The 19,061-nt window shown below is 74.7% G+C and carries 7 protein-coding genes and 1 pseudogene; 3 read left to right on the top strand and 5 right to left on the bottom strand.

Going from position 1 to position 19,061, the window contains the following annotated elements:
* The coding region (locus tag AB0E90_RS26295; RefSeq protein ID WP_360410898.1) for an aldo/keto reductase at nucleotides 1-1,058 on the bottom strand (1,058 nt) is incomplete at its 3' end.
* Nucleotides 1,059-1,183: 125 nt separating this feature from the next.
* Here AB0E90_RS26295 and AB0E90_RS26290 point away from each other — a divergent pair.
* Nucleotides 1,184-1,762 (top strand): helix-turn-helix domain-containing protein, encoded by a 579-nt coding sequence (locus AB0E90_RS26290; protein WP_360410895.1) that lies wholly within the window; start codon nucleotides 1,184-1,186, stop codon nucleotides 1,760-1,762.
* An 18-nt stretch (nucleotides 1,763-1,780) separates the two neighbouring features.
* On the opposite strand, the gene AB0E90_RS26285 is transcribed toward AB0E90_RS26290, so the two are convergent.
* Both AB0E90_RS26285 and AB0E90_RS26280 read right to left on the bottom strand, forming a co-directional pair.
* On the bottom strand, nucleotides 1,781-2,524 hold the full coding sequence (locus tag AB0E90_RS26285) for an alpha/beta fold hydrolase (protein ID WP_360410892.1): 744 nt from the start codon (nucleotides 2,522-2,524) through the stop codon (nucleotides 1,781-1,783).
* Entirely contained in the window at nucleotides 2,521-2,745 is a 225-nt protein-coding gene (locus AB0E90_RS26280; RefSeq protein WP_360410888.1) for a DUF5988 family protein, read from the bottom strand. Before AB0E90_RS26280 ends, AB0E90_RS26285 begins: the two co-directional genes overlap by 4 nt.
* A 150-nt stretch (nucleotides 2,746-2,895) precedes the next feature.
* On the opposite strand from AB0E90_RS26280, the gene AB0E90_RS26275 reads away from it, so the two are divergent.
* Together AB0E90_RS26275 and AB0E90_RS26270 are read left to right on the top strand one after the other, a co-directional pair.
* Nucleotides 2,896-3,213 carry a hypothetical protein gene (locus tag AB0E90_RS26275; RefSeq protein ID WP_360410885.1) on the top strand — a complete coding sequence of 106 codons (318 nt, stop codon included), beginning with the start codon at nucleotides 2,896-2,898 and terminating at the stop codon, nucleotides 3,211-3,213.
* A 4-nt stretch (nucleotides 3,214-3,217) separates the two neighbouring features.
* Nucleotides 3,218-3,904, top strand: a complete 687-nt coding sequence (locus AB0E90_RS26270; protein ID WP_360410882.1) for a response regulator transcription factor — start codon at nucleotides 3,218-3,220, stop codon at nucleotides 3,902-3,904.
* 2 nt (nucleotides 3,905-3,906) lie between these two features.
* Here AB0E90_RS26270 and AB0E90_RS26265 read toward each other — a convergent pair.
* Together AB0E90_RS26265 and AB0E90_RS26260 are read right to left on the bottom strand one after the other, a co-directional pair.
* A pseudogene (locus tag AB0E90_RS26265) lies at nucleotides 3,907-5,280 on the bottom strand (beta-ketoacyl synthase N-terminal-like domain-containing protein); the annotation flags it as partial.
* Between the two features lie 10 nt (nucleotides 5,281-5,290).
* Nucleotides 5,291-19,060, bottom strand: coding sequence for an SDR family NAD(P)-dependent oxidoreductase (locus tag AB0E90_RS26260; protein WP_360410879.1), 13,770 nt, complete (start codon nucleotides 19,058-19,060; stop codon nucleotides 5,291-5,293).
* Between the last annotated feature and the right edge of the window lies 1 nt (nucleotide 19,061).

Genomic DNA, 19,061 nt, shown 5'->3' with positions numbered 1-19,061 from the left:
TCGTGGTGCTGCTCGCCGTGTTCGTCACCCTGCTCGCCTCGTTGCGGCACCTGTTGGCCTACCGGGAGAACCGGCGCCTGATCGCCGCTCAGCAGACCGCCCTGCACCTGGCCCGCGATCGGCTCGAGCGCGGCGAGTTCCGCGCCGGAGAGGGCCACGTCGACGGCGCCGGCGTTCTCGGCCACCCGGCCGGGCCGCTTGGTGCCGGGGATCGGGACCACCGGGACGCCGAGCTTCCCGGACTGATTGATCAGCCAGGCCAGCGCCACCTGGGCGAGGGTGGCGCCGTGCTCGGCGGCGATCTTCCGCAGCGGCTCCAGCAGCTCGGCGTTGCGCGTGGCGTTCTCGTCCGCGAAGCGGGGGATCATCCGCCGGTAGTCGTCGGGGGCGAGGCCGTCGCGAGAGGTGTAGACGCCGGTGAGGAAACCGCGGCCGAGCGGGGAGTGTGGCACCACCGCCACGCCGAGCTCGGCGCAGGCCGGCGCGACGGACTCCTCGATCGACCGGGTGAACAGCGACCAGTCCTGCTGCACCGCGGCGATCGGATGCGCCCGATGGCCTTCGCGCAGCTCGTCGGCGCTGATGTTCGACAGCCCGAGATGCCGGACCTTGCCCGCTTTCACCAGCTCGGCCATCGCGGCGACGGTCTCGCCGATCGGTGTCTTGGGGTCCGGGTGGTGCAGGTAGTAGAGGTCGATGTGATCCACGCCGAGTCGCTTCAGGCTCGCGTCGCATGCCTCGCGCACATACTCCGCGTCGCCGCGCAGCTGGCGCATCGCGCCGGTCTCCGGATCGCGCACGGCGCCAAATTTCGTCGCCAGCACGATCTGGTCGCGGTCGGCCGTCTTCAGGTATTCACCGAGAAACTTCTCGTTGGTGGAGCCGACGCCGTACAGATCCGAGGTGTCGAGGAAGTTCACCCCTAGGTCGGCGGCTTTCCGGAGTGTCGCGAAAGCGTCGTCCCGGTCCACCGGACCGAAGAACTCGCTCATGGTCATGCAGCCGAGGCCGATCGCGGACACCTGGAGGCCGGTTCTACCGAGGTCTACCGTACGCATTTTCACGCCCCATGCTCGATGATGTCGAAGTCAGTTGACGGTAAAACGGAATGGCCATACCGGTGCAAACCTTACCGGTATGCGCATCCCGCTTGTCAAACCTGTGCGAGGAGTGAGCCATCTCGATGACGGCGAAGGAAACCGGGCACCGGCCGCTGCGGGCGGACGCGTCGCGCAACCGTGAGCGCATCGTGGAGGTGGCCACGCGGATCTTCGCTGAGGAGGGGCTTGCGGTGCCGATCCACGAGATAGCCCGCCGGGCCGGGGTCGGCGTCGGCACCGTGGGCCGGCACTTCCCGACCAAGGAGGCGCTGTTCGAGGCGGTCGTGCTGGATCGGGCCCGGCTGATCGCGGCAAGCGCGGAGAACCTGTCGGCGGCCGCGGACCCGGCCACGGCGTTCTTCCGCTACTTCGCCGGCATGGTTGCCGAGGGCGCCATCAACCGTGGGCTCGCCCAGGCGTTCGGCGGGATCGGTTTCGACATGGGCGCCGCCTCCAAGCGCAACGGATACGACATTCTCGGCACCCTCGAACGGCTGCTCGAGGCGGCGCAGGCGGCCGGTGCCGTGCGCGCCGACGTGGACCTGGCCGACGTCAAGGCCTTCATGATCGGATGCCTGTCGCGGGAGAGCCGGGGCGCCGATCCGGCCGCCCGCGACCGCATGATCGCGGTGATCTGCGACGGGATGCGGGTCCGGCCCTGAGCGGAGCACGGCCGGGGTTCAGGCCGGCGTCAGCAGCTGCCGGGTGACCGTCTCGACGATCTGGTCCTGGCAGGCGGTCAGGAAGAAGTGACCGCCGGGCAGCACCCGCAACGCGAAGGCGGCGCCGGTGTGCCGGGCCCAGCCTTCCGCTTCGGCTCGGGTCACGTGCGGATCGCGGTCGCCGGTCAGCGCCGTGATCGGGCATCCGACGGTGGCGTCCGGCGGGCAGGCGTAGGTTTCGGCGGCCCGGTAATCGGCCCGGATGGCGGGCAGCACCGTCCGCATGAGCTCCTTGTCCTGCAGCACCCGCGCGTCCGTGCCGCTCAGCTTGCGGACCTCGGCGAGCACACCGTCGTCGTCGAGCAGGTGCACGGCGGTCCGCCGGGCGGACGAGGGCGCCCGCCGGCCCGAGGCGAACAGCATCTGTGGCGCGGCGCCGGGGCCCAGCCGCCGGGCCAGTTCGAAGGCCACCAGCGCGCCCATGCTGTGCCCGAAGAAGGCAGTCGGGCGCGGCTCGGTGCCAGCCAGGGCCGCCTCGATGCGGCCGGCCAGTTCGGGCAGATCCTCGACCGGGCGCTCGGCCCGGCGGTCCTGACGCCCCGGGTACTGCACGGCGAGCACCTCGATGCTCGCCGACAGGGCCCGGGACAACGGGAAGTAGAAGCTGGCCGAGCCGCCGGCGTGCGGGAAGCAGACCAGTCGTGGCCGGGTGACGGCGCCGGGATGGAAACGGTGGAACCAGGTCTCCGGGTTCTCGCTCACTCGGCGACCCTCGTGCTTCCGGTCCAGCGGAAGACGTTCGTATCGAAGGCCTCTTCGGTGCGCTCGAAGTGTTCGTAGCCGGTGCCCCATCGAAGCTTGATCTTGACGTCGTCCGGGCGGGCCGAGCACTGCCGCATCGATGTCGGTATGTCGACCGGCCCGCCCTCCAGGACGGCGTCGATGGTCAGGTCGTCAGTGGCGGACAGTTGGTAATCCTTCACGATCGGCCTCGCTCTCCAGGTCAGAGGGTCCGAGAGTGCCATGCGTCCATCCTGGGGAGAGCGGTTAAAGCCTGCCTTGCGCCGGTCTTGAGGCCGGCCGCTTAAGGCTCTGGCTAGGGCGGCAAAAGGGCCGCTGCCCACAGTGAGGCCATGCTCTTCTTCCGGCCGCGACGTTTCTCCGTGCTGGCTCTCCTGGTCCGTGCGAGCAAGTGGCTCGCGAGCCGGGCCTACGAAGGCCTGGTCCAGCTCGGCTACTGCATGACGGTGCTGGCCGTGGATCCCGAGACCCAACGGCTCATACGGGATCACGCGCGCTCGCCGCGGCCGGCGGTCCCGCCCTGGCCGGGGGTGCCGGACGACGTGCTGCTGACGGCTCAGGAGCGGATCGCCTGGGCAGAGCTCGCCGCGCATCTGATGGAGACCGGAGACCGGGAGCCCCGCGGCCCCGGCCGGGACGAGAGCAGGTGATGCGATGCCGGACACGAACGGCAGTCCGCACGACTCGCTGCCCATCGGGGTCTGCGCCGCGCCCAGTTTCTACCGGGCGGGCATGACGACGGTTCTCCAGGCCGTACCGGATCTGGACGTCGTGGTCGAGTTCGACAGCTCCGGCTACCGGCCGCGCCTGTTGCACGACTACCGGCCCCGGGTGCTACTGATCGACCTCGAGGGGCTGGACGTCGAGAACCTGCTCATCCGTCGGGTGGTGCCGGAGACGGCGCGACTGGCCATCAAGGTCATCGCGCTCTCGTCCGATCGGCACTTCGACTCCGCGATGCGGATGCTGCAGAGCGGGGCACAGGCATTTCTGCACCGGGACACGCCGGTGCCGCGGCTGATCGAGGCGATCCGCGCGGTCGACGACGGCGGGGTCGTCCTCGATCCGCACATCGCCCGGGACGTGCTGCGCAGCATGCGCACCGGCGGGTTGCCGGACACCTCGGTGCGGCTCACCCGCCGGCAACGGCAGATCCTCGGTCTCCTCGGTCTCGGGCTGACCAACATCGAGATCGCCGACCGGCTGCGTCTCGGCCGGCCCACCGTCAAGACCCACGTGTCGTCCCTGCTGCGCGCCCTCGACCTGCGCGACCGGACCCAACTGGCGGTCTTCGCCTGCACGCACGACCTGCGCGCGCACGACGGCGAACCGGAATATTAGCCCTCCAGCACCACGTGGGCGTTGGTGCCGCTGACCCCGAACCCGGAGACGGCCGCCCGGCGGGGCCGTCCGGCCACGGGCCACTCCTGCGTCTCGGCCAGCACCCGCACGGCGCCGGACGACCAGTCCACCAACGGTGTCGGCTCATCCACGTGCAGTGTTCGGGGCAGCACCGCGGCGCGCATCGCCAGCACCATCTTGATCACGCCGGCCATCCCGGCCGCGTGCTGGGTGTGGCCGAGATTCGACTTCACCGACCCGATCCACAGGGGTCGGCCGCCGTCGCGCCGCGATCCGTACGTGGCGATGACGGCCTCGGCCTCGATGGGATCGCCGAGCCGCGTGCCCGTGCCGTGTGCCTCGACCGCGTCGACGTCCGCGGGCGAGAGGCCGGCGTTCGCCAGCGCCGACCGGATCACCTGCTGCTGGGAGAGGCCGTTCGGCGCCGTCAGGCCGTTGCTCGAACCGTCCTGGTTCACCGCCGAGCCGCGCACCACCGCCCAGACACGACGATTTGCCCGTACGGCGTCGGAAAGCCTCTGCAGCACGAGAACGCCGACGCCCTCGCCGAATCCGGTGCCGTCGGCGGCGGCCGCGAACGGCTTGCACCGCCCGTCCGGGGCCAGGCCCTGCTGGCGGGCGAACTCGACGAACAGCCCCGGCCCGGCCATCACCGTCACCCCGGCGGCCAGCGCCAGCGTGCACTCGCCGGACCGCAGCGCCTGCCCGGCGAGGTGCATCGCCACCAGCGACGACGAACAGGCCGTGTCGACCGTGACGGCGGGCCCGGTGAACCCGAACTGGTAGGCGACCCGGCCGGAGATGACGCTGGGGGAGGTGCCGGTCAGCAGGTGTCCGCCGACCGATTCCGGCGCGCCGGCCGGCGGCGGCCCGTACGCCTGTCCGGTGGCGCCGACGAAGACACCGGTCGCGGTGTCCCGCAGCGACTCCGCCTCGATGCCGGCGTGTTCCAGCGCCTCCCACGACACCTCCAGCAACCGGCGCTGCTGTGGATCCATCGCCAGCGCCTCCCGTGGCGAGATGCCGAAGAAGTCCGCGTCGAACCGGCCGGCTCCGTCCAGGAACGCGCCGTGGCGGGTGTAACAGGTGCCCGGCCGGTGCGGGTCGGGGTCGTAGAGGTCGTCCAGCGCCCAGCCGCGATCGGTGGGAAAGCCGGACACCGTGTCGACTCCGGCGGACACGAGCTGCCACAGGTCCCGCGGCGAGTTCACCCCGCCGGGAAAGTGACACGCCATGCCTACGATCGCCAGCGGTTCACGGCCGGCTTCCTCGAGCTCGCGCACCCGCTGCCGGGCCTCCCGGGCATCGGCGATGCTCCGCCGGAGGTAGTCGCGGAGTTGTTGCTGGTCTGCCATCTTGCCTCCCTCAGGGTTGCTCGTCCACCAGGGCGAACAACTCCTCGTCGCTCGCGGTGTCCAGGTCCTCGGCCGGTGGCTCGGCCCCGGCGTCGCAGATCGCCAGCAGCTCGCGCAGCCCGGCGCGGAGCCGGGCGCGGCCGTCGGCGTCGACCGGGCCGGCGCGCAGCAGGCCACGCAGGTGGTCGACGGCCGCGTCGGTGGCCGGCCGGTCCCCGGCCGGGGCGCCCAGCCGCTCCCGCAGGTGCCCGGCGAGCCGGGCGGGGGTCGGATGGTCGAACACCAGGGTGCTGGCGAGCCGGATGCCGGTGCGGCCGGCGAGCCGGTTGCGGAGCTCGACCGAGGTCAGCGAGTCGAAGCCGAGGTCCTTGAAGCGCTGATCGGACGGCACCCGGCCGCGATCGCCGTGGCCCAGCACGGCCGCGACCTCGGTGCTGACCAGTTCGAGCAGCGCCCGGTCACGGTCGGCCGCGGGAAGTCGGGCAATGCGGTCGGCGGCCCACGCGTCCGGGGGTGCGGCAGCGCCCGCGACCGGGCGGCGCAGCGGTCCCCGGGCCAGCTCGCGCAGCACCGCCGGAAGCTCCGGCCCGCGGGCGGCGAGCGCCTGCCGGTCCAGCCTGGCCGGGACGCAGGTGGTGGCGCCCAGCGTGAGCGCCCGGTCGAACAGCGCGGCGCCCTCCTCGGCCGACATCGCGACCAGCCCGTCGCGGCCCAGGCGGTGCAGGTCGGTGTCGCCCAGGTGACCGGTCATGTCGCTGTGGTCGGCCCACAGCCCCCAGGCGAGTGAGATGCCCGGCCGCCCGGCCGTGCGGCGGGCGGTCACGAGCGCGTCGAGGGCGGCGCTGGCCGCCGCGTAGCCGGCCTGCCCGGCGGTGCCGAGCACCCCGGCGATCGACGAGTAACACACGAAGAGGGCGAGGTCGGCATCCTGGGTCAGCTCGTCCAGATGGCGTGCGGCGTCCACTTTCGCCGCGAGGACGCCGGCGAGCCGTTCGGGGGTGAGCTCCGTGACCACGCCGTCGTCGAGCACGCCGGCGGCGTGCACCACACCGGTCAGCGGCCGGTCCGGGGGCACCCGGGACAGCATCGCCGCGACCGCGGACCGCTCGCCGGCGTCACCTGCCACCACCTCGACCCGGGCGCCCGCACCGGACAGCTCGGCGACGAGCGCGGCCGCGTCCGGCGCATCCGGCCCGCGCCGGCTCGCCAGGAGCAGGCTGTCCACCCCGTACCGGTGCACGAGGTGCCGCGCCAGTAACCCGCCCAGCCGGCCGGTGCCCCCGGTGATCAGCACCGTGCCGGTGGCCAGGTGGCCGGCCGGCACCGTCAGCACCAGTTTGCCGGTGTGCCGCGCCTGGGCCAGATCGCGGAACGCCGCCCGGGACTCGCGCAGGTCGTACACGGTGAGCCGGGGCATCGTGAGGGTGCCGTTCCCGAACAGGGCCAGCACCTCGGCGAGCATCTGCCGGAGCCGGTCCGGGCCGGCGTCGAGAAGCTCGAACGCGTGGTAGGTGACGCCCTGATGAGCCGTCGCGACCGCCGCCGGGTCGCGCAGGGCGGTGCGGCCGATCTCGACGAACCGCCCGCCGGGCGACAGCAGGTCGAGAGACGCGTCCACGAACTCGCCGGCGAGCGAGTTGAGCACGACGTCCACGCCTGGCCGGAACCGATCGCGGAAGCCGAGGTCGCGGGAGGACGCGAGATGCTCGTCGTCGAGGCCGGCCGCGCGCAGCGCGTCCCACTTGGCCGGGCTCGCCGTGGCGAAGACCTCCGCGCCCAGGTGCCGGGCCAGTTGGACGGCGGCGGTGCCGACGCCGCCCGCCGCGGCGTGCACGAGCACCGACTGGCCGGCGCGGAGCCGGCCGACGTTCACCAGGCCGTGGTACGCGGTCAGGTAGACCACCGGGACGGCCGCCGCCTCGGCGAAGCTCCAGCCGGCCGGGATGCGGGCGAGCAGCGCCCGGTCGGCGACCGCGACCGGCCCGAAGCCTCCGGTGAGCAACCCGAGCACCCGGTCGCCGGGGGCCAGGTCGGTGACGTCGCCGGCGACCTCGAGAACCACGCCGGCGCCCTCACTGCCGGGCACGGCGCCGGCCGTCGGGTACATACCGAGGGCGATGAGCGCGTCCCGGAAGTTCAGCCCGGCGGCGCGGACCGCGACCCGGACCTGTCCGGGTCCGAGCGGTGCGGCGGCGTCCGGGGCAGGCGTCAGGACGAGACCGTCGAACGAGCCCGGTGCGGGAACGGCAAGCCGCCAGTGCGAGACGGCGGGGGGTACGAGGCCGGGCGTGGCCGGCTCCAGCCGCGGCACCGTCACCTGGCCGCCGCGGACGGTCGCCTGGGGTTCGCCGGTGGCGGCGATCGCCGCCACCAGGCCGGCCGATATCCGGCCGGTGTCGGTGTCGACCAGGATGAACCGGCCCGGGTGCTCGGTCTGCGCGCTGCGCAGCAGGCCCAGGGCGCCGGCGGCGGCCGGGTCGCGGTCGGCGTCGCGGGTGAGCACCATCAGCGCCGGACTGTCGCCGGACAGCCGGTCCCGGACCAGTTCCAGCGCCTGCCCGGCGTCGGCCACCGAGGTGATCGGGAGGTCGTCCGGGCCCGGCCCGGCCGCCGGGGGGAGCGGCCGGGCCGCCAGGCGGTAGATATCGCCGGCCAACGGCGCCGGAGGCATCGCACCGGCCGGCAGCGGGCGCAGCACGACCCGTTCGGCCCGGAGCACCGGATCGCCCGTCTCGTCGGTGGCCAGCAGTTCGTAGCCGCCATCCGGGCCCGGCGAGAGCCGCACCCGCAGGGCGCCGGCGCCGGCGGCGTACACCTCGACGCCGGACCACGCGAACGGGAGAACCAACGGCCCGTCCGGCCGGGCCAGCCCGGGCACCAGCGCGTGCAGCGCCGCGTCCAGCAACGCCGGATGTACGCGGTAGCCGGCCGGATCCTGCTCGTCGGCCAGCCGGACGTCGGCGAGCAGCACCTCACCGTCCCGCCACATCCGGCGCAGACCTCGGAAGGCCGGTCCGTAGCCGTAGCCGGCCTCGGCGGCGCGCTGATACCCGCCGTCCAGCGGCACCTCCTCCGCGCCCGGCGGCGGCCAGGTGCTCCACCGCTGTAGGGGCGGACGGGCAGTCGCCGGGCGTACCGCTCCGGTTGCGTGCTCGACCCAGGCGCCGTCCGCCGCGCGACTGTGCACGGCCACCGCCCGCCCGCCGTCGGCGCCCGCGGCCGAGACGATGATCCGCACCGGCACCCGGCGCGTGTCCGGCACGATCAGTGGCGCGGTCAGGATCAGCTCGTCGATGCGGTCGCAGCCGGCCCGCCCGCCGGTGGTCAGCACCAGGTCGATCAGCGCGGCCGCCGGGACCATCGGCGTGTCCAGCACCCGATGGTCGCCCAGCCAGGCGGGCGCGGTGACCGACAGCCGCCCGCTGAGGACCACGCCGCCGTCCGGCAGGTCGACGGCCGCGGCCGCGATCGGATGCCCGGCGGCGTCCAGCCCGGCGCCGGCCAGGTCGGGCGCGTTCGCCGGGCCGAGCCAGAATCGTTCGCGCTGAAACGCGTACGTCGGCAGGTCGATTTGCGGCCGGCCGGACCGGTCGGGTGACGCCGGCCAGTCCACCGGCACCCCGCGGACCCACAGCCGGGCCGCCGCGTCGAGCATTCGCGGCCAGCCGCCGTCGTTGCGGTGCAGGGTCGCCCCGACCACCGCGTCCGGCATCGTCTCGGACAGCCCGGCGACCAGCACGGGGTGCGGGCTGACCTCCACGAGGACGGCGCCGGCCAGCTCGCGTACGGTTTGTTCCAGCCGCACCGGCTCGCGCAGATTGCGGTACCAGTAACCGGCGTCCAGCCCGGTGGTGTCCATCCGGCCCGCCTCGACCGTGGAGTGGAAGTCGATGCGGGCGGCCCGCGGCGTCAGCTCGCCCAGCTCGGAGATCAGCCGGTCCCGGATCTCCGCCACGTGTGCCGAGTGGGACGCGTAGTCGACCGGCACCCGCCGGGCCTCGATCTCCCGTCGCCGGCACTCGTCGAGCAGCTGATCCACCGCCGCGGCGTCGCCGGAGACCACGGTCGACGCCGGGCCGTTGAACGCGGCCGTCCCCAGCCGGCCGGGCCACCCGGCGGTCAGCTCGGCGGCCGCCTCCGGGCCGAGCGGCAGCGAGACCATGCCGCCCCGGCCGGCGAGCGCCCGCAGTGCGCGGCTGCGCAGCACCACGACCCGGGCCGCCTCGGTCAGATCGAGCGCGCCCGCGACGCAGGCGGCGGCGATCTCGCCCTGGGAATGCCCCACGACCGCGTCGGGGCGGACGCCGAGGGACTCCCACAGCGCGGCCAGCGACACCATCATCGCGAACAGAGCCGGCTGCACCATGTCGACCCGCTCCAGCGGAGCCGGGCCGAGCACGGCGTCCAGGAGCGAGAAGTCCACCAGGGGGTCGATCGCGGCCGCGCATTCCCGCATGGTCTCCCGAAAGACCGGCGCGGTCTCCCACAGCGCCGCCGCCATGCCCGGCCACTGAGAACCCTGACCGGGGAAGACGAAGACGACGGCGGGCCGGTCGGTGCTCGCGGCGCCGCGCACGACACCGGGGTCGGTCCCATCCGTGGCCAGGCGCCGCATCAGCTCGTCGCGGCCGGCGCCGAGGAAGACGGCACGTTCCGTCAAGGGCGCCCGGCGGGGTAGTGCGGCGGCGATCCGGGCGGCGTCCACGCCGGGATTCGCGGCGGCGAACTCCAGCAGCCGCGCTGTCTGCCCGGCCAGTCCGGCCACCGACCGGCCGGACACCGGCCACGCCAGGGCGGGCAAGGGCAGTGGGGCCGGCTCGGCGGGTGGTTCGGTGGTGGGCGGTTCCTCGAGGATGACGTGCGCGTTGGTGCCGCTGATGCCGAACGCGGACACCCCGGCGCGGCGGGGGCGGTGGCCGGCCGGCCATTCCCGGGCCCGGGTCAGCAACTCCACCGCGCCGGCCGACCAGTCCACCTCCGGCGTCGGCTCGTCCACGTGCAGCGTTGCGGGAAGCACGCCGGCCCGCATGGCCATCACCATCTTGATGATCCCGGCGATGCCCGCCGCGGCCTGCGTGTGCCCGATGTTGGACTTCACCGAGCCGAGCCACAGCGGGCCGTCGGTGCGCTCCTGGCCGTACGTGGCGAGCAGCGCCTGCGCCTCGATCGGGTCGCCCAGCAGGGTGCCGGTGCCGTGCGCCTCGACCGCGTCGACGTCGCCGGTGGACAGGCCGGCGTTCGCCAGCGCGGCCCGGATCACCCGTTGCTGGGCGGGGCCGTTGGGCGCGGTCAGCCCGTTGCTGGCGCCGTCCTGGTTCACCGCGGAGCCGCGCACCACGCCCCAGATCCGGCGCCCGTCCCGGACCGCGTCGGACAGTCGTTGCACCACCAGCACGCCCACGCCCTCGCCCCAGCCGGTGCCGTCCGCCGCCGCGGCGAACGCCCGGCACCGCCCGTCGGGGGACAGGCCGCGCCGGCGCGAGAACTCGGTGAACACGGTGGGCGTGGCCATCACGGTCGCCCCGCCGACCAGGGCGAGGTCGCAGTCGCCGGATCGCAGCGCCTGACCCGCCAGGTGCAGCGCCACCAGCGAGGACGAGCACGCGGTATCCACCGTGACGGCCAGGCTTTCCAGCCCGAAGTGGTAGGCGATCCGGCCCGACGCCACGCTGGTCTCGCTGCCGGTCAGCAGATAACCCTCGGACGCCGGGGCGGTCTGCTGGAGCCGGGTGCCGTAGTCGTCGTACATGACGCCCGCGAAGACGCCGGTGGCCGAGCCGCGAAGGCTTTCCGGCACGATGCCGGCGTCGGCGAACGCGTCCCAGGCCGTCTCCAGCAGAAGCCGCTGCTGCGGGTCGGTGGCGGCCGCCTCGCGCGGGCTCAGGCCGAAGAAGCCCGCGTCGAACAGCGCCGCGTCGTACAGGAAGCCGCCGTGCCGGGTGTACGACGTGCCCGGGTGGTCCGGATCGTGGTGGTAGAGGCGTTCCAGCTCCCAGCCCCGGTCGGCCGGGAAGGCGCCGATCGCGTCGGTGCCGGAGCGGACCAGCTCCCACAGGTCGCCGGCCGAGGCAACCCCGCCCGGGTAGCGGCAGGCCATGCCCACGATCGCCAATGCCTCGTCCCGGTGGCCGGCCGCAACGGGCGCCGGCGCGGCGGAGCCGCCGGCGACCTCGCGGCGCAACAGGACCGCGACCGCGGCCGGGGTGGGGTGGTCGAAGACCAGCGTCGCGGGCAGCCGCAGGCCGGTCGCGCCGGCGAGGCGGTTGCGGAGGTCGACCGAGAGCAGCGAGTCGAAGCCCAGCTCGGTGAAGGCGCGGGCCGGATCGACCGCGGCCGGGCCGGGGTGTCCCAGCACCACCGCCACCTGCGTGCGGACCAGGTCGGTGAGGGCCCGGTCGAGATCGGCGGGCGGCAGCGCGCGCATCCGGTCGAGCCAGTGGTCCGGGTCCGGCGCGGGATCGGCGGCGGTCCCGGGTGTGCTCCGGCCGGTCGGCCGGCGGAGCGCCGCGCTGGTCAGCCGGGCCGCCACGACGACCGGTTCCGGGCTGCGCAGGGCGGCGTCGAACAACGTCAGCGCCTCGCCGGTGGGCAGCGGCGCGATCCCGGCCCGGGCCAGCCGGGCCCGGTCGGCCGGGCTCATGTCCTGGGTCATCGCGCTCTCCTGGGCCCACAGGCCCCACGCGATGGCGAGCGCGGGCCGGCCCGCCGCGTGGCGCTGCCGGGCGAGGCGGTCGAGCGCCGTGTTGGCCGCCGCGTAGTTGCCCTGCCCGGCCCCGCCGAGTGTGCCGATCACCGAGGAGAAGAGCACGAACGCGTCGAGCCCGAGGTCACGGGTCAGCTCGTCGAGGTGGCGTGCGCCGTCCACCTTGGGGCGCCAGGCGGCGGCCATCCGCTGCGGTGTGAGCGAGCCGAGGGTGGCGTCGTCACGCGTGCCTGCGAGATGCACCACGGCGGTCAGCGGGTGTGCGGCCGGCACCGAGGCAATCAGCCGGGCGAGCGCGTCCCGATCGGTGACGTCGCAGGACTCGACGCGGATGTCCACGTCCGGTCGCCCCAGGTCGGGCGGCTCGGCCGCCGTGCGCCCGACAAGGATCAGATGGCGTACGCCGTGGTGCGTGGCCAGGCGCCCGGCGATCAACCGGCCGAGCGCGCCAGTGCCACCGGTGATCAGCACGGTGCCGCCGGAACGCCAGACCCGCTCCGCCCCCACCCCGGCGGGCGCCAACCGGGGCGTCAGGAGCTTTCCGGCCCGCAGCACGAGCTCCGGCTCCCCGGAGGCGAGGGCGGCCGGCAGCGCCCGCTTCGACGCCGGGGTGTCGTCGGTCGCGACGAGCACGAACCGGCCCGGGTGTTCGGCCTGGGCGGAGCGGACCAGGCCCCACACCGGCTCGTCCGGCTCCCCGGTGACGACGGCGAGCGGGGTGCCGGCATCCCGGAGCTCATCCAGGACGCCGAGCATCGCCTGGTAGGAGTCGTCCGGAACGGTCCGCACGACGAAGTCCGGCCGGTCGGCGGGCATCGAGGGAAGTGGCCGTTCCACCCAGTCCAGTCGCTTGAGGGCGGGTGCCCTGGTGACGTCCGCCGGGCGCAGGTCGAGCCGTTCCACGGTCAGGATCGGCGCGCCGTCGGCGTCGGCGACGGCCAGGCCGGCCCCGGCGATCCGGACCTGCGCCGAGACCGCCCCGGTGCGGTGCAGCGTCACCCCGCGCCAGGCGAACGGCAGCAGGAGCTCCGCGCCGTCGTGGGCGAGCCCCACGATCGGGTGCAGCGCCGCGTCGAGCAGCGCCGGATGGATCCCGTAGCCGCCGCCACCGCCGCGCACCTCGGCGAAGATCTGTTCCCCGGCCCGGCGCACCTCGGTGACCAGCGCGAAGGAGGGCCCGTACCGGTAGCCCCGTTCGGCGAGCGTGCGGTAGAGCTCGGTGGGGGACACCGGTGTCGCGTTCCCGGGCGGTCCGGGCGCCGGAGGCGGCGAGTCCCCGGCCGGTGCGGCAATGCCGGTCGCGTGCCGCACCCAGGGGCCGTCGCCGTCCGGTCGCGACCAGATGGCGACCGGACGGCGCTGCCCGTCGTCCGCCGCGCCGACCGAGACCTCGAGCCGCACCGGCTCGCCGGCCTCGAGCGCCAGCGGCGCTTCCAGCACCAGTTCGTCGAGGCGGGTGCAGCCGCTGCGCTGCGCGGCGTGCAGGGCCATCTCGACGAATGCCGCGCCGGGCAGGATCGTGGAGTCCCCGATCGTGTGGTCGGCGAGCCACGGCTGAGCGGCCAGGTCGAGCCGGCCTACCAGCAGGGTGCCGCCGCCGGGCCGGTCCACCGCCGTGGACAGCAGCGGGTGCCCGGTGGCGAGCCCGGCGGTGGCCGGCGGCATGAGCCAGTGGCGGCGCCGTTGGAAGGGGTAGGTCGGAAGGCCGGGCACCACCCGGCCGGGCCGCGGCCACCGCACCGGGACCCCGGCGACATACAGCTCGGCGGCCGAGCGCAGGAACCGGCCGAGCCCACCGGCGTCGCGCCGCAGGGTGCCGGTCACGGTGGTGCGGGCCGGGCCGATCGTGTCCTGAATGCTCGCGGTCAGCACCGGATGCGGGCTGACCTCGACGAAGGCGCGGAAACCGGCGGCGGCCAGGCCACTGATCGTGTCCTGGAAGCGGACGGTGCCGCGCAGGTTCCGGTACCAGTAGCCGGCGTCCAGGTCGGTCGCCTCCACCGGCCGCCCGGTGACGGTGGACCAGAACGCGACAGTGCCGGCGCGCGATCCGATCGTGCCCAGGGCCGCCGAGAGCGGTTCGCGGAGGTCCTCGACCTGGGGAGAGTGGGAGGCGTAGTCGACCGGGATCCGCCGGGCCCGGATCCCTTCGCGCTCGCACCACGCGGCGAACTCGTCGAGGGTGGCGGAGTCGCCGGAGACGACCGTCGCGCCGGGGCCGTTGACCGCGGCGAGCGCGAGCCGGCCGGTCCACCGCTCGATCGCCTCGGCCGGCGCCGCCACCGACAGCATGCCGCCCCGGCCGGCCAGCTCGGCGCGGATCAGACTGCTCCGTGTCATCACGATGCGGGCGGCGTCGGTCAGGGTCAGCGCCCCGGACACGTACGCTGCCGCGATCTCGCCCTGGGAATGGCCGGTCACCGCGTCCGGGCGGACGCCGTGTGCCTCCCAGAGCCGGGCCAGGGCGACCATGACGGCGAAGAGCGCGGGCTGCACCACGTCGACCCGGTCGAGCGGCCGCCGGCCCAGCATCGCATCGATCAGCGGCCCGTCCGCCGACGGGGCGAGAGCGGCCGCGCATGCCTCCACGCTCTGCCGGAAGGCCGGCACGGTGTCCCACAGGCCGGCCGCCATGCCGGTCCACTGCGATCCCTGGCCGGGGAAGACGAAGACGACCGGTGCACGGTCGCTGTGGCCGCGCACCACGACCGGTGATTCGCCACCGGTGGCGAGCGCGGCCAGGCCACCGGCGTATCCACCGGCGTCGGACGGCAGGAGCACCGCGCGGTGCTCGAAGGCAGTGCGGGTGGCCAGCGTGGCGGCGACGTCGCCGGACTCGGCGGGCGGCATGGCCAGCAGATCGGCGGCGCGGGCGGCCAGCGCCCCGGGTGTACGCGCGGTGAGCACCCACGGCGGCGGCGCGTCCGGGGCCGGCGTCGTGGCCGCCGGGGCGGCCGCCGGGTCCTCGAGGATGACGTGGGCGTTGGTGCCGCTGATGCCGAACGAGGACACGGCCGCCCGCCGCGGCCGATCCGCCGGGGCGAACCAGTCTCGCGCCTCGGTCAGCAGCGTGACGTTGCCGGCGGTCCAGTCCGCCTGCGGGGTGGGCGCGTCCACGTGCAGGGTGGTGGGCAGCGACCGGTGCCGCATTGCCATGATCATCTTGATGACGCCGCCGATGCCGGCCGCGGCCTGGCTGTGCCCGATGTTCGACTTCAGCGACCCCAGCCACACCGGAGCCGCCCGGCCCCGACCGTACGTCGATATGATCGCGTCCGCCTCGATCGGGTCGCCGAGGACGGTGCCGGTGCCGTGCGCCTCGACGACGTCGATGTCCATGGTGGACAGTCCCGCGTCGGCGAGGGCCTGGCGGATGACCTCCTGCTGGGCCGCGCCGCTGGGCGCGGTCAGCCCGTTGGAGGCGCCGTCCTGGTTGACCGCCGTGCCGCGCAGCACCGCGAGCACCGGGTGGCCCTGTCGCTCGGCTTCGCTCAGCCGTTCGATGACCACCAGGCCGGCCCCCTCGGCCCAGCCGGTGCCGTCGGCCGCCGCAGCGAACGACTTGCACCGCCCGTCCGGCGCCAGCCCGCGCTGCCGGTCGAACTCGACGAACATGCCGGGGGAGGAGAGCACGGTGGCGCCGCCCGCGATGGCGAGCGTGCAGTCGCCGGACCGCACGGCGCGGGCGGCCAGATGGAGCGCGACCAGCGAGGATGAGCAGGCCGTGTCCACCGTGATCGCCGGCCCGGTCAGACCCAGCTGATAGGCGATGCGGCCGGAGGCCACGCTGGGGGTGGTGCCGGTCAGCAGGAAGCCACCGGCATCGCCGGCCGGCTCGTGCAGGCGCGGTCCGTAGTCCTGTGCGGTGACGCCGGCGAACACGCCGGCCCGCCGGCCGCGGAGCGACGCCGGGTCGATCCCCGCCCGCTCCAGCGCCTCCCAGGCCAGCTCCAACAGCAGACGCTGTTGCGGGTCCATCGCGGTGGCCTCGCGCGGACTGATTCCGAAGAAGTCGGCGTCGAACCCGTCGGCCCCGGTCAGGAAGCCGCCGCGGCCGGACAGCCCCCAGCCCCGATCGGCCGGGAAGTCGCCGATGGCGTCGACCCCGTCGGCGACCAGTCGCCACAGGTCCTCCGGGCCGGCGACGCCGCCGGGGTAACGGCAGGCCATCCCGACGACGGCGAGCGGCTCACCGGGGGCGGCCGCCGGGGCGTCCCCGGACCGGGCGGCCGGACCGGCGGTCAGGTGCACGATCAGCGCGTCCGGGGTCGGGTGCTGGTAGACGAGCGTGCTGGGCAGTTCGAGGCCGGTCGCCGCGGCGAGCCGATCGCGGAACTCCACCGCCGCCAGCGAATCGAACCCGAGGTCCCGGAAGGTGCGCGAGGTGTCGATCGCGTCCGGGTCGTGGTGGCCGAGGGTCAGGCCCAGCTGGGCGCGCACGACCTCGCCGGCCTGGGCCGGGACGTGCGGCGGGGGTGGCGGCGGTGCGGCATCGACCGGGGGCGCCCCGGCCGCCGGCAGCCAGTGCGGCCGGCGCTGGAACGCGTATCCGGGAAGGTGGATCCGCCGGCCGGCCTCGGCGGCCGCCGGCCAGGACACCGGTGCGCCGGCGACCCAGGCCTGCGCGAGAGCCGCACGCAGGGTGTCCGCCTCCGGCCGGCCCCGGCGTAGCAGGGCGATCGTGGTGGTCTCGCCGGGCGGGACGACCCCACGCACCAGACCGCTCAGCGACCGGCCCGGGCCGAGTTCGACGAAGATCGCGGCGCCGGCCTCGCGCAGGGCGCGGACACCGTCGGCGAACCGCACCGGGCGGCGGACGTGCGCCACCCAGTAGTCCGGCGAGCACAGCTCGGCCGCCGTCGCCATCCGGCCGGTGACGTTCGAGACGACCGGCGTCGAGGGCGGCCGGAACGTCAGACCCGCGGCGACCGTACGGAATTCGGCCAGCACCGGCTCCATCTGGGACGAGTGGAACGCGTGGCTCACCGCGAGTGGGGTCGCCCGGCCGCCTCCGGCCCGCCACCGCCCGGTCAGCTCGTGCACCGCCGCCCGGTCGCCCGACACGACGACCGCGTCGGGGCCGTTCACCGCGGCGATGGCCAGATCGTGCCCGGCCAGCCACGGCTGAACGGCCTCCTCGCTGCCGCGCAACGCCACCATGGCGCCGCCGGCCGGCACCGAGCCGATCAACCGGCCTCGCGCGGCCACCAGCGTGCAGGCGTCCGGAAGGGACAGCACGCCGGCCACGTACGCGGCGGTGAGCTCGCCGATCGAGTGCCCGGCGAGCAGATCGGGAGCCAGTCCGTTCGCGGCGGCGACCCGATGCAGGGCGACGCCCAGCGCGAACAGCGCGGGCTGGGTGTATTCGGTACGGTCCAGCAGGGCCGCCGGCGCCGCGAACAGCACGTCGGCCAACGGCCGGTCGAGCAGCGGATCGAGGTGTGCGCACACCTCGTCGAAGGCGGTGGCGAACCGGGCGTCGCCGCGGTAGAGGTCGTGGCCCATGCCGGCCCATTGGCTGCCCTGCCCGGGGAAGAGGAACGCCACCGAGCCCGGGCCGGACCGGCCGCCGCCGTCCGAGGCCACCCTCTCGAGCGCGGTGCGCAACTCGGCGGCGCCGGACGCCCACACGAGTGCCCGCTGAGCGAAGGCGGATCGGCCGGTCGCCAGCGTCCGGGCGATGTCGCCGAGATCCGGCTGGTGGCGCTCCAGGTGCCCGGCGAGCGCTGCGGCCTGCTCGCCCAGCGCGCTCGCGTCCCGGGCCGACAACGCGAACGGCAGCATGCCGGCGGCTGCGGGGCGGCCCGGCCGCGGCGGAGCCTCGGCGATTACCACGTGACAGTTGGTGCCGCCCATCCCGAAGGAGCTCACCCCGGCCACGAGGGGACGGTCCGGATGCGGCCACGGGCGACGGGCCGAAACCATGCCCAGGCCGAGCCGGCCGAGCGGGATGGCCGGGTTCGCGGTGGCGAAGTTCAGGGTGGGCGCGAGCTCGCGGTGGTGGACCGACAGGGCGGTCTTTACCAGGCCGACGATGCCGGCGGCGCCCTCGAGGTGACCGACGTTGGTCTTGGCCGAGCCGACCAGCAACGGGTCGCCGGCCGGTCGCCGGGCGCCGAGCACCGCGCCGAGGGCGGCGGCCTCGACCGGATCGCCGGCCCGGGTGCCGGTGCCGTGCAGCTCGACGTACTGCACCGCCGCCGGCCGGACGCCGGCCCGCCGGTAGGCCCGCCGCAGCACGTCACGCTGGGCGTCCTCGGCCGGCACGGTCAGGCCCTCGCCACCGCCGTCGTTGCCGGTCGCGCTGCCGCGGATGACGCAGTAGATCGGATCGTCGTCGGCCAGCGCGGCGCCGAGCGGTTTGAGGAGCACCACCGCGGCGCCCTCGCCGCGGACGTATCCGTTGGCCCGCGCGTCGAACACGTAGCACCGGCCGTCCGGCGAGAGGCCGCCGAACCGGGCCGCCGCCACGCTGCCGCTCGCCGCGAGGTTGAGATTGACGCCGCCGGCCAGCGCCAGCTCCGACTCTCCGGTGCGCAGGCTCTGCACCGCCAGATGCACCGCAACCAGCGAGGACGACTGGGCCGTGTCCACCGTCATGCTGGGGCCCCGCAAGCCCAAGGCGTAGGAGACCCGGTTCGCGATCAGGCCCCGGAACGTACCGGTGTTGGTGTACCGGCTGACGTTCTCGACCAGCGCGGCGTAGTCGCTGGTGATGCATCCGATGTAGACGCCGGCTCGGCGGCCGCTTACCGCCTCCGGCGCGATGCCCGCGTCCTCCAGCGCGTGCCAGCCGAGTTCGAGCACGAGACGCTGCTGCGGGTCCATCGCCGCGGCCTCGCGCGGGCTGATGCCGAAGAACGCCGCGTCGAAGCCGGCCACGTCGTCCAGGAAACCGCCGCGGCCGATCCGGGCCTGCTCGTCCGGGGTCAGGCCGGTGGGCGGCGTCCACCGACCGGGCGGCACCTCGGTGACGGCATCACGGCCGTCCCGCAGCAGTGTCCGGAAGGCGTCGAGATCGGGTGCGCCGGGCAGGCGGCAGGCCATCCCGACCACCGCGACATCACGGTTGCGCATG

This window comes from Actinoplanes sp. NPDC026619, from assembly GCF_040638295.1.
GTDB lineage: Bacteria > Actinomycetota > Actinomycetes > Mycobacteriales > Micromonosporaceae > Actinoplanes.
Note: the sequence above shows the minus strand (reverse complement) of the source record. Positions and strands in the feature narration are given on the sequence as shown.